We start from the raw sequence: 10959 nt of genomic DNA on the forward strand, positions 1-10959 counted from the left end.
CGGTACGGGGTCCGGTACGAGGAGCGCGCGGGCCCGCCGTCCGGGCGCCGGGCGGTACGAGGACGTGAAAACGCCCGCCGCCGCCCGGTGAGGTGCTTCCGGGCGGCGGCGGGCGGCGGATCAGTGGCGCTTGCCGGAGGGGCGGTTGCGGCCGCGGGTGCCCCGGTTGGAGGGCTGGTTGCGGGTCGGGCGGGAGGCGGAGTCGCTGCCGCCGGTGCGCTGGGCGCCGGGGCCGACGACCGCGGGTGCGGCGCCGTCCTCGTCGTCCTCGGGCCGGTCGTCGCTGTCGTCGGGGTCGGCCGGGGACTCGCCGGCGGCGAGCCTGGCCTTCGCCTTCGCCGCCTCGGAGGCCCGCTTGGCGAGCACCCGCTTGCGCAGCGACTTCATCTGCGGCTCGTGCTCCTTCAGCTCCGCCACGATCGGGGTGGCGATGAAGATCGAGGAGTACGCACCGGCGGTGAGGCCGACGAACAGCGCGAGCGCGATGTCGTTGAGCATGCCGGCGCCGAGGATGCCGCCACCGATGAACAGCAGCGCGGCGACCGGCAGCAGCGCCACCACGGTGGTGTTGATCGACCGGACCAGGGTGCTGTTGAGGCTGCGGTTGGCGACCTCGCTGTAGGTGGCGGTGTTCTTCTTGGTGATGTCCTTGCTGGCTTCCTTCAGCCCGTCGAACACCACGACCGTGTCGTAGAGCGAGTAACCGAGGATGGTCAGCAGGCCGATCACCGTACCGGGCGAGACCTCGAAGCCGACGATCGCGTAGACGCCGACGGTGATGGTGAGGTCGTGCAGCAGGGCGACGAGCGCGGCCACGGCCATCCGCCACTCGAAGGCGATGGCGAGGTAGATGACCACCAGCACGAGGAAGATGATCAGACCTTCGACTGCCTTGTGGGTGATCTCCTTGCCCCAGCTCGGGCCGACGATCTCCGCGTCGATCTTCGACGCCGGGAGGTCGAGGTCCTTGGCGATCTCCTGCTGGACCTTCTTCGACTCGTCCGTGGAGAGTCCGGCGACCTGGACGCGCATGCTGCCGTTGCCGAGCTTCTGCACGGTGGCGTCGCGGCCGTCGGTGTCCCCGGAGATCTTGCTCTGCACGTCGGAGACGGACATGGACGTCTTCGGGGTGTTGAAGACCGCGCCGCCGGAGAAGTCGATGCTCTCCTTCAGGCCGTTCACCACCAGGCCGACGATCGCGACGATCGTGACGATGATGGAGACCGTGTACCAGATCTTCCGCTTGCCGACGAAGTCGTAGCTGACCTCACCGCGGTGCAACCGGTGACCGAGGGTGCCGAGCTTGGACATCAGGCTTCCTTCGTCTCGGAGGACTGGCGGCGGATACGGCGCAGCGGCGGAGTGACGCCCAGGCTCTCCGCGTTGAGGCCGGACCACTTGTGGCCCTTGGCGTAGAAGGCCTTGCGGGCGAGGATCGTCATCAGCGGCTTGGTGAACAGGAACACCACGGCGACGTCGAGCAGGGTGGTCAGGCCGAGGGTGAACGCGAAGCCCCGAACCTTGCCGACCGACACGACGTACAGCACGGCCGCGGCGAGGAAGGACACGAAGTCCGACACCAGGATGGTGCGCCGGGCGCGCGGCCAGCCGCGGGCCACCGCCGGTTGCAGCGACCTGCCGTCGCGTAGCTCGTCCCGGATTCTCTCGAAGAAGACGATGAACGAGTCCGCGGTGATACCGATGGCGACGATGGCGCCACAGACCGCCGGCAGGTTCAGCGCGAATCCGACCGCCTCACCCAGCAGGCACATGATCGTGTAGGTGAGCCCGGCGGAGACCAGCAGGCTGAGCACGGCGACGAAGCTGAGGCCGCGGTAGTACGCCAGCAGGTAGAGCACGACCAGCGCGAGGCCGACGGCACCGGCGATCATGCCGCCGTGCAGCTGCTCGCCGCCGAGCGCGGCCGAGACGGTGGTCTTGTCGGAGATGTTGAAGGCCAGCGGCAGCGAGCCGTACTTCAGCACGTTCGCCAGGTCGGTGGCGGACTGCTGGGTGAAGTCACCGGAGATCTGGGCGGTGCCGCCGGAGAGGGTCGAGGAGACCGAGGGGGCCGACACCACGTTGCCGTCGAGGTCGATGGCGAACTGGTTGTTCGGCGACTGCTGCGCGGACAGCGCCTTGGTGACGGAGGTGAACTGCGAGGAGCCCTTGCTGTCGAAGCTCAGGTTCACCACCCAGCCGTTGCCGCCCTGGGTGTCGAAGTTGGCGTTGGCGCTGGTGACGTGCTTGCCGTCGATCTCGGAGGGGCCGAGCAGGTACTTCACCCACTGCTTGCCCTCCTGGCCGCAGGCGACGACCGGGTCGGTGCCCTTGGTGCCCTCGGCCGCCTTGGCCCGCTCGGCCGCCTTGGTGCAGTCGATGGCCGCGTACTTGGCCTGGAGAGCGGCCGGCACGTTGGCCGTCGGGTCGCTGGTCGCGCCGCTGGTGTCGGTCGGATCGGGCGAGGTGGTGCTCGGCGTCGTCGCGGTCGGCTTCGGGGTGGGGGCCTTGTCCGTGCTCGACTTCAGGGCGTCGGTGACCGCGCGGCCCTGGCTGCTGGTGGACGACGGGCTCGCGGTGGACTTCGACGAGCTCGACGGCGTCGTGCTCGACTTCGGGGTGGCGGAGCCGGACGACTTCGGGGTGGTGCTGCCGGAGGGAGTCGGCGTCGTCGTCGGCGTGGGGGCGCCGGCGCCGTCGGCGAGGACCGGCCGGAAGTAGAGCTGAGCGGTGGTGCCCACCTGCTGCTCGGCCTGGTCGGCGTTGGTGCTCTTGGGGATGTCGACGATGATGTTGTCGCTCCCCTGGGTCTGCACCTCCGCCTCGGAGACGCCCAGGCCGTTGACGCGGTTGTTGATGATGTTGACCGCGGTGTTCATGTTCGCCTTGGAGACGGCCTTGCCCTGGTCGGGCTTGGCGGTCAGCGTGATCTCCACGCCGCCGGCGAGGTCGATGCCGAGCCGCGGGGTCTTGTGGCCGGAGAGGAAGATCCCTCCGGTCAGCGCCACCAGAGCGACGAGGATCACGGCCAGAGCGCGTCCGGGGTATCCCTGGCTCCCCGAGGACCTGCGGCCCTTCTTGGCTGCTGCCACCTTGTTGTCTCTCCCTGTCCTACCGCCCCCGGGCATGCGTGCCCAGGGGTGGCCACGAGTGGATGAAGCCGGACGCTTACTTGGAGGCGGAGCCGTTCTGCTCCTTGGCGGCGTCGTCCTTGGCGGCGGAGCCGTCCTGCTCCGCGTCAGCGTCGGACTTGTCGAGGCTGATGGGCTCCTCGTCGCCGTCGGCCGCCTTGTCCGCGTCCGTCACACCATCGGCCGATGCGGCGTCCCCCGCGGCCGCGTCGGCGCCGTCCTCGGCCTCCTCGTCGAGCCCGGTGGGCTCCTCGGGCTCGATGCCGTGCACGATCCGGTTGAACTCCTCCTCGGAGAGCACCGTGCCGATGGCGGACTTGGTGAAGTGGGCGTGAACACCGTCCGTGATCTCCAGGAGGACGGTCTCGTCGTTCACCTCCTTCACCACGGCGTACATGCCACCGATGGTGCGCACGCCGGTGCCGGGCTCCATCTTGTTGCGCATCTCCAACGCCTGGCGCTGCTTGGTCTTCTGCGACCGGGTCATCATGAACATGACGCCGACGATCAGGATCAGGGGGAGGAGAATTCCGATGCTCACGGTGTGGACATTCCTTCGCACGGCCAACGTGGGGGATGGCCTGGATTTCGGGATGTGGGTGCCGATCCAGAGGAAGGGCGTCGGCGGAGTCTAAGCGCTGGCTCGCCGATGGAACAACGCCCAGCATTGCATGGGGGTTCCTAATCGGAAGAGTCTAACCGAGGTCAGGTTCCGAACAGGCCGGTCTGTCCGGTTCCGCCCTGACTCGTCCCACCGCCCTGCTGGGGCGGTACGAGGCCCAGGTGGGACCAGGCCGCGGGGGTCGCCACCCGGCCCCTGGGCGTCCTTGCGAGCAGCCCTTCCCGCACCAGGAACGGCTCCGCGACCTCCTCGACGGTCTCCCGCTCCTCCCCCACCGCGACGGCGAGCGTGGACAGGCCGACCGGGCCGCCCCCGAAGAGCTTCAGCAGCGCGTGCAGGACCGCCCGGTCCAGCCGGTCCAGGCCGCGGGCGTCGACTTCGTAGACCTCCAGGGCCTGGGCGGCGATCTCGCGGTCGACCGCGCCGTCGGCCCGTACCTGGGCGTAGTCCCGCACCCGGCGCAGCAGCCGGTTGGCGATCCGCGGGGTACCGCGGGAGCGGCCGGCGATCTCGGCGGCGCCGTCGGTGTCGATCCTCACGTCCAGCAGCCCGGCCGAGCGGTGGATCACCCGCTCCAGCTCGGCGGGGGCGTAGAACTCCATGTGACCGGTGAAACCGAACCGGTCGCGCAGCGGTGGCGGCAGCAGTCCGGCCCTGGTGGTGGCGCCGACCAGGGTGAAGGGCGGCAGCTCCAGCGGGATCGCGGTCGCGCCCGGGCCCTTGCCGACGATCACGTCGACCCGGAAGTCCTCCATCGCCATGTAGAGCATCTCCTCGGCCGGCCGGGACATCCGGTGGATCTCGTCGAGGAAGAGCACCTCACCCTCGGTGAGCGAGGAGAGGATCGCGGCGAGGTCGCCGGCGTGCTGGATGGCCGGGCCCGAGGTGATCCGGATCGGCGCGGACATCTCGGCCGCGATGATCATCGACAGGGTGGTCTTGCCGAGCCCGGGGGCCCCCGAGAGCAGGACGTGGTCGGCGGTGGCGCCCCGCTGGCGGGCGGCCTTGAGCACCAGGTCGAGCTGCTGGCGCACCCGCTCCTGCCCGATGAACTCGTCCAGCTCCTTGGGCCGCAGCGCCGCCTCGACCGCCTGGTCCTCACGGTCGGCGGCCGACCCGACCAGCCGGTCGGGCGTATCGGCGGGGGCGTCGTCCCAGTTCATGGCAGGTCTCTCGGGTCGGGCGGGCGGAGGTCGGACACGGTCGGGCGGGTGGTTTCGGATGAACGGCTTCGGATGAACGGCTCCGGGTGGACGGGGAACCGGTCGGCGGTGCGGGCTGGGGCGGAGGGTACGGGGTGCGCGGACGGTATCGGCTGATGCGACGGCGGTGCGGCGTCAGCGGGCGCGGTTGAGGGTCTGCAGGGCCGCGCGCAGCAGGGTGCCGACATGGGGCTCCGCGGCGGCCTCGGCCTGCGGGGTGACCGCCGCGACCGCCTCCTCCGCCTCGCGCGGCGCGTAGCCGAGCCCGACGAGCGCGGCCAGCAGCTGCTCGGACCAGGACGGCGGCACCGCGGCTCCGGCACCGCGGCCGGCTGCGGTGCCGGTGCCCAGCGGCGCCCCCAGCCGGTCCTTCAGCTCCAGCAGCAGCCGCTGGGCGCCCTTCTTGCCGATGCCGGGCACCGCGGTGAGGGCTTTCTCGTCGCCGGCCGCGACAGCGGCGCGCAGGGCGTCGGGGGCGTGCACGGCGAGCATCGTCTGGGCCAGCCGCGGGCCGACCCCGCTGACGGTCTGGAGCAGCTCGAAGACCTGCCGCTCGTCGTCGTCGGCGAAGCCGTAGAGGGTGAGGGAGTCCTCCCGGACCACCAGGGAGGTGGCCAGCCGGGCGGGCTCGCCCAGCCGCAGGGCGGCCAGGGTGCCGGGTGCGCACTGCACGGCCATGCCGATCCCGCCGACCTCGATGACCGCGGTGTCCGGGGCGAGCGCGGCCACCGGGCCGCTGACGAAGGCGATCACGGGGTGGGCTCCTGAGTGGGTACGGGCGGCCGGGCGGGGGCGCGGCGGGCGGTGCCGCGGTGGGTGGCGGCGGCGCGCTGGGCGGCGGCCGCCTGCTGGAGACGGTTGCCGGCGACGGCCTGCTGGAGGCGGTTGGTGGCCGGGGAACGCCAGATGTGGCAGATGGCCAGCGCCAGCGCGTCGGCGGCGTCGGCGGGCTTGGGCGGGGCGTCCAGCCGCAGCAGCCTGGTCACCATGGCGCCGACCTGGTCCTTCCCGGCCCGGCCGCTGCCGGTGACGGCCGCCTTGACCTCGCTGGGAGTGTGCAAGTGCACCGGCAGGCCGCGCCGGGACGCGCACAGGATGGCGACCGCGCTGGCCTGGGCGGTGCCCATCACGGTGCGGACGTTGTGCTGGCTGAAGACGCGCTCGACGGCCACGGCCTCGGGGCGGTGCTCGTCCAGCCACGCTTCCAGGCCCCGCTCGATCAACACCAGCCGGTGGCCGATGTCCGCGTCGGCGGGCGTGCGGATCACCCCGACGCCGGCCATCGTCAGCGCCCGGCCGGGCACGCCGTCGACCACGCCGACACCGCACCGGGTCAGCCCCGGGTCCACGCCGAGCACCCGCATGCCGCCCCCTTCCCGCGCGCGTCCACCGCCGTCGGCGCCACTCGCCAACCTGTTCGTGCAGGTTATCGGTTGGCACCGACAAACAGCGGAGGGGCCGACGGGGTGTGTCCCGTCGGCCCCTCCTGACCGTCCGTCAGCGGCGGCTCAGGCGTCGACCTTCTCCATGACCTCGTCGGAGACGTCGAAGTTGGCGAAGACGTTCTGCACGTCGTCGCTGTCCTCCAGCGCGTCGATCAGCTTGAAGATCCTGCGGGCCCCGTCCTCGTCCAACTCGACCTGCATGGTGGGCAGGAAGTTGGCGTCGGCGGAGTCGTAGTCGATACCGGCCTCCTGGAGGGCCTTGCGGACCGGCACCAGGTCGGTGGCCTCGCTGATCACCTCGTAGGACTCGCCGAGGTCGTTGACCTCCTCGGCGCCGGCGTCCAAGACCGCGCCCAGGACGTCGTCCTCGCCCAGCTCGCCCTTGGGGACGATCACCACGCCCTTGCGGTTGAACAGGTACGACACCGAGCCCGGGTCGGCCATCGAGCCGCCGTTGCGGGTCATCGCCACGCGCACGTCGGAGGCGGCGCGGTTGCGGTTGTCGGTCAGGCACTCGATGAGGACGGCGACGCCGTTCGGCCCGTAGCCCTCGTACATGATCGTCTGGTAGTCCGCGCCGCCGGCCTCCAGGCCCGCGCCGCGCTTCACCGCGCTGTCGATGTTCTTGTTCGGGACCGAGCTCTTCTTGGCCTTCTGGATGGCGTCGAAGAGGGTCGGGTTGCCGTCCGGGTCAGCGCCGCCGGTGCGCGCCGCGACCTCGATGTTCTTGATCAGCTTCGCGAAGAGCTTGCCGCGCTTGGCATCGATCACGGCCTTCTTGTGCTTCGTCGTAGCCCATTTAGAGTGGCCGGACATCCGACAGTCTCCTTCGCGTCACCAGTGCTGTTCTTCGTCGCGTGTTCTTCGTCGCGCGCTCGATCCTACCGGGATACGGTCAGCTCCCCGCGCGCACGGCGGACACGAAGAGTTCATGCACCCGGTGGTCACCGGTCAGCTCCGGGTGGAACGACGTGGCCAGCACGTTTCCCTGCCGTACGGCGACGATGTGGCCGTCGTACTCGGCGAGTACCTCGGTGTTCGCGCCGACCGACTCCACCCACGGCGCGCGGATGAAGACACCCTCGACCGGGCCGCCGGGCACGCCCCGCACGTCGACGAACGCCTCGAAGGACTCGTTCTGCCGGCCGAAGGCGTTGCGGCGCACGATCATGTCGATACCGCCGAACGTCTCCTGCCCCGAGCGGGGGTCGAGGATCTTGTCGGCGAGCATGATCAGGCCGGCGCAGGTGCCGTAGACCGGCAGCCCGTCACGGATCGCGGCGCGCAGCGGCCCGGTCAGCCCGAACAGCGCGGCGAGCTTGGAGATGGTGGTGGACTCGCCGCCGGGTATCACCAGCCCGTCCAGAGCGGCCAGTTCCTCGGGGCGCCGGACGGCCGTGGCCGCGGCGTCCGCCGCGGCCAGGGCTGTCAGGTGCTCCCGGACGTCGCCCTGAAGGGCCAGGACGCCGATGGTGGGAGAACTCGTCATCGTCGCCTTACCAGCCGCGGTTCGCGTAGTGCTCGGACTCCGGCAGGGTGTCGATGTTGATGCCGACCATGGCCTCGCCGAGGTTGCGGGAGGCGTCCGCGATGACCTTCGGGTCGTCGAAGAAGGTGGTGGCGCGGACGATGGCCGCGGCGCGCTTGGCGGGGTCGCCGGACTTGAAGATGCCCGAGCCGACGAAGACGCCCTCGGCACCGAGCTGGCGCATCAGCGCGGCGTCGGCGGGGGTGGCCACGCCGCCGGCGGAGAAGAGCACGACCGGCAGCTTGCCGAGCTCGGCGACCTCGCGGACCAGCTCGTACGGGGCGCGCAGTTCCTTGGCGGCGGCGAACAGCTCGTTGTTGTCCAGGCCGCGCAGCCGGGAGATCTCGCCCTTGATCTGCCGCAGGTGGCGGACCGCCTCGACCACGTTGCCGGTGCCGGCCTCGCCCTTGGAGCGGATCATCGCGGCGCCCTCGGCGATCCGCCGCAGCGCCTCGCCCAGGTTGGTGGCACCGCACACGAACGGGGTGGTGAAGGCCCACTTGTCGGAGTGGTTGACCTCGTCGGCCGGGGTCAGCACCTCGGACTCGTCGATGTAGTCCACGCCGAGCGCCTGGAGCACCTGGGCCTCGACGACGTGGCCGATCCGGGACTTGGCCATCACCGGGATGGACACGGCGCCGATGATGCCGTCGATCATGTCCGGGTCCGACATGCGGGCCACACCGCCGTCCTTGCGGATGTCGGCGGGCACCCGCTCCAGCGCCATCACGGCGACGGCGCCGGCGTCCTCGGCGATCTTCGCCTGCTCGGGGGTGACGACGTCCATGATCACGCCGCCCTTGAGCTGCTCGGCCATGCCGCGCTTGACGCGGGCGGTGCCGGTCTCGGGGGACGGGGAAGCGGACGGGGAAGCGGTGGACACAGTGACCTCACTCCTGGCGACGGATGTCATTGGCTCCATCGTCCGGCGGCGCCCGGACCACCGGAAAGGGCCAATTCGGCGCAGGTGGCTCCCCCGACACGCCTACGAGGTGGTGGCGCCCCCCTCGGCGGTCAGCACCGCCGGCGGCTCGTCGTCCATCTCGAAGGCGAGCGGGAACGGGGCGTGGCCGGCCAGTCGCAGCCAGCGCACCACCCGGTGCCGGCGGACCGCCCGCGCGGCGCGCACCGCGTCGTTGTGGAACCGCCGGGCCATCGGCACCCGGCGCACCGCCCGGGTCAGCTCGCCGACCGCCTCCGTCCCGCCGGGCGCCGCCCCGATCTCCGCGACCGCGTCCGGCTCGGCGAACACCACGCGCAGCGCCTGGCTCAACTCACTCTCGGCCACCTCGCGTTGGTCCGGCTCGGCCTGCCGGGCCGCGTGCGCGGCCTCGTACAGCACGATGGACGCGGCCGGGTCCAGTACGCCCGAGGTCGCCAACTCCTGCGCGACCGAGGCGCGGCGCAGCAGCTGCGCGTCCAGCGCGGCCCGCGCCGCGTCGATCCGCGCGTGGAGGCGGTCCAGGCGGCCCGCGGTCCAGCTCAGGTACAGCCCGAGCACGATCAGTGCGGCTACGACGCAAATCAGGGTGGTCACCCTGTCTCCTTCGAGGATGCCCCGACCCTTGGGTGGGGGAGGAATCGATGCTCCTGCGGGGCAGGGCAGGGAAAGCCGGATCGCCGCCGGGTGATCCGGCGTCCACCACCGTGGCGGTGAGCATGCCCACCAAGATCAAGCGTTCTCAACTGTCAGTCCTCCCGGATAGGTTCAGATGTATGACGACGGAAGCGAAGACGAAGACCCATGGGCATGCCCGGTGGACGTTTCGCCTACGCATGTCGTCCACTGCCCGCACGGCGCTTGAGGCGGAGTGGGACCGGTGCCGCTGGGTATGGAATGAGTCGGTCGCCAAGGCCAAAGCCGTGCACGCCGAGAGCCGCAAGACGGGCGAGAGGCTGACGTGCGGTCCGGCGCAGCTGGACAGGATGCTGACCGAAGCCCGTGGCCGTACGCCATGGCTCGCGGACGGGGCGAGCGTTCCGCAGCAGCAGTTGATACGAGACTTCGCGAAGTCCCGCGCCAAGGCTTTGAAGGACATCAAGGCCGGGTTGCCGATGCGGCAGTGTGCCGGGATGCCTCGGTACAAGAAGAAGCGCGAGGCGTTGCCGACGCTCAACTACACGCGGCGTGGGTTCCGGTTGAACGACGGGCGTCTGCATCTGGCGGGCGGCATCGTCGTGCGTCCGGTGTGGTCGCGTGAGCTGCCCGAGCAGCCGTCCAGCGTGCGCGTCTACCGCGACAGCATCGGGCATTGGTACTGCTCGTTTGTTGTCACTGCGACCAGCAAGGAGCTGCCTGCTACCGGCCGTGTGATCGGTATCGACTGGGGCGTGAAGGAAAGCGCCACCACCACCTCCGACGCCCACGACCTGTCGCACGCCCAGCACGGGCGCGTCGCGGCGACCAAGCTTGCCCGCTACCAGCGGATGATGGCCCGCCGCCGCCCGCCGAAGGGGCAGGCCGGATCGAAGGGTTACCGGCAGGCCAAGCAGCAGACCGCGAAGCTGCATAAGAAGGTCGCCCGGCAGCGACAGGACACCGCCCGTAAGTGGGCTCGGCGCGTGGTCCGCGACCATGACGCTTTGGCGGTTGAAGACTTCAAGCCGACGTTCCTGGCGAAATCGACCATGGCTCGTAAGGCCGCCGATGCGGCGATCGGCGCCACCAAAGCGGCGCTGGTCGAGATGGCACGTAAGCACGGCCGGATCGTGCACCTGGTGCACCCGGCGCACACCACCATGGATTGCGCAGACTGCGGAGCGAGAACCAAGCACGCGCTGCCTCTCTCGGAACGAACGTATACCTGCACCGCATGCGGAGTGTCCCGGCCTCGGGACAAGAACTCCGCCCGCGTAATGCTGGTCCGGGCTGGTCTCTGTCCCGGCTAGTGCTGATCGTGTAAGACCTGTACCCCCGCCGGGGGCCAGGCGACGTGAGCTAGGAATCCCCCTTGTTTACAAGGGGGAGGAGTCAACGCGGCACCCTATTCCCCCGGAATGCCCGTCCCGGTCCCCGCGGGACCTCGCGCCC

10 protein-coding genes and 1 pseudogene are annotated in these 10959 nt (G+C 70.6%); 1 reads left to right on the top strand and 10 read right to left on the bottom strand.

What is annotated here, in order from left to right:
- Positions 1-120: 120 nt before the first annotated feature.
- The 10 genes from secF to OG370_RS06615 form a co-directional block, all read right to left on the bottom strand.
- The gene (secF, locus tag OG370_RS06570) at positions 121-1311 is read right to left on the bottom strand and encodes a protein translocase subunit SecF (RefSeq protein WP_328461551.1); all 1191 of its coding nucleotides are present in this window, start codon (positions 1309-1311) and stop codon (positions 121-123) included.
- Positions 1311-3092: a protein translocase subunit SecD gene (gene secD / locus OG370_RS06575; RefSeq protein ID WP_328461553.1), complete on the bottom strand. Its 1782-nt coding sequence runs from the start codon at positions 3090-3092 to the stop codon at positions 1311-1313. The genes secF and secD overlap by 1 nt, the downstream gene beginning before the upstream one ends.
- 76 nt (positions 3093-3168) lie before the next feature.
- Positions 3169-3672 carry a preprotein translocase subunit YajC gene (yajC, locus tag OG370_RS06580; RefSeq protein ID WP_328461555.1) on the bottom strand — a complete coding sequence of 168 codons (504 nt, stop codon included), beginning with the start codon at positions 3670-3672 and terminating at the stop codon, positions 3169-3171.
- Between the two features lie 164 nt (positions 3673-3836).
- Positions 3837-4916, bottom strand: coding sequence for a Holliday junction branch migration DNA helicase RuvB (gene ruvB / locus OG370_RS06585; RefSeq protein WP_328461557.1), 1080 nt, complete (start codon positions 4914-4916; stop codon positions 3837-3839).
- Between the two features lie 174 nt (positions 4917-5090).
- A complete protein-coding gene (ruvA, locus tag OG370_RS06590) occupies positions 5091-5708 on the bottom strand; it encodes a Holliday junction branch migration protein RuvA (protein WP_328461559.1) in 618 nt (205 codons plus the stop codon).
- Positions 5705-6319 carry a crossover junction endodeoxyribonuclease RuvC gene (gene ruvC, locus OG370_RS06595; protein ID WP_328461561.1) on the bottom strand — a complete coding sequence of 205 codons (615 nt, stop codon included), beginning with the start codon at positions 6317-6319 and terminating at the stop codon, positions 5705-5707. The genes ruvA and ruvC overlap by 4 nt, the downstream gene beginning before the upstream one ends.
- 144 nt (positions 6320-6463) lie before the next feature.
- The gene (locus OG370_RS06600) at positions 6464-7216 is read right to left on the bottom strand and encodes a YebC/PmpR family DNA-binding transcriptional regulator (protein ID WP_328461563.1); all 753 of its coding nucleotides are present in this window, start codon (positions 7214-7216) and stop codon (positions 6464-6466) included.
- A 79-nt stretch (positions 7217-7295) separates the two neighbouring features.
- The gene (gene pdxT, locus OG370_RS06605; protein ID WP_328461565.1) at positions 7296-7889 is read right to left on the bottom strand and encodes a pyridoxal 5'-phosphate synthase glutaminase subunit PdxT; all 594 of its coding nucleotides are present in this window, start codon (positions 7887-7889) and stop codon (positions 7296-7298) included.
- 7 nt (positions 7890-7896) lie between these two features.
- Positions 7897-8841, bottom strand: coding sequence for a pyridoxal 5'-phosphate synthase lyase subunit PdxS (gene pdxS, locus OG370_RS06610; protein ID WP_328461567.1), 945 nt, complete (start codon positions 8839-8841; stop codon positions 7897-7899).
- Positions 8842-8913: 72 nt separating this feature from the next.
- Complete coding sequence (locus OG370_RS06615) at positions 8914-9465, bottom strand: hypothetical protein (protein WP_328461569.1); 552 nt, start codon at positions 9463-9465, stop codon at positions 8914-8916.
- 179 nt (positions 9466-9644) lie between these two features.
- On the opposite strand from OG370_RS06615, the pseudogene OG370_RS06620 reads away from it, so the two are divergent.
- A pseudogene (locus OG370_RS06620) lies at positions 9645-10857 on the top strand (RNA-guided endonuclease InsQ/TnpB family protein); the annotation flags it as partial.
- Positions 10858-10959 lie beyond the last annotated feature (102 nt).

It is taken from the genome of Streptomyces sp. NBC_00448 (assembly GCF_036014115.1).
GTDB lineage: Bacteria > Actinomycetota > Actinomycetes > Streptomycetales > Streptomycetaceae > Actinacidiphila.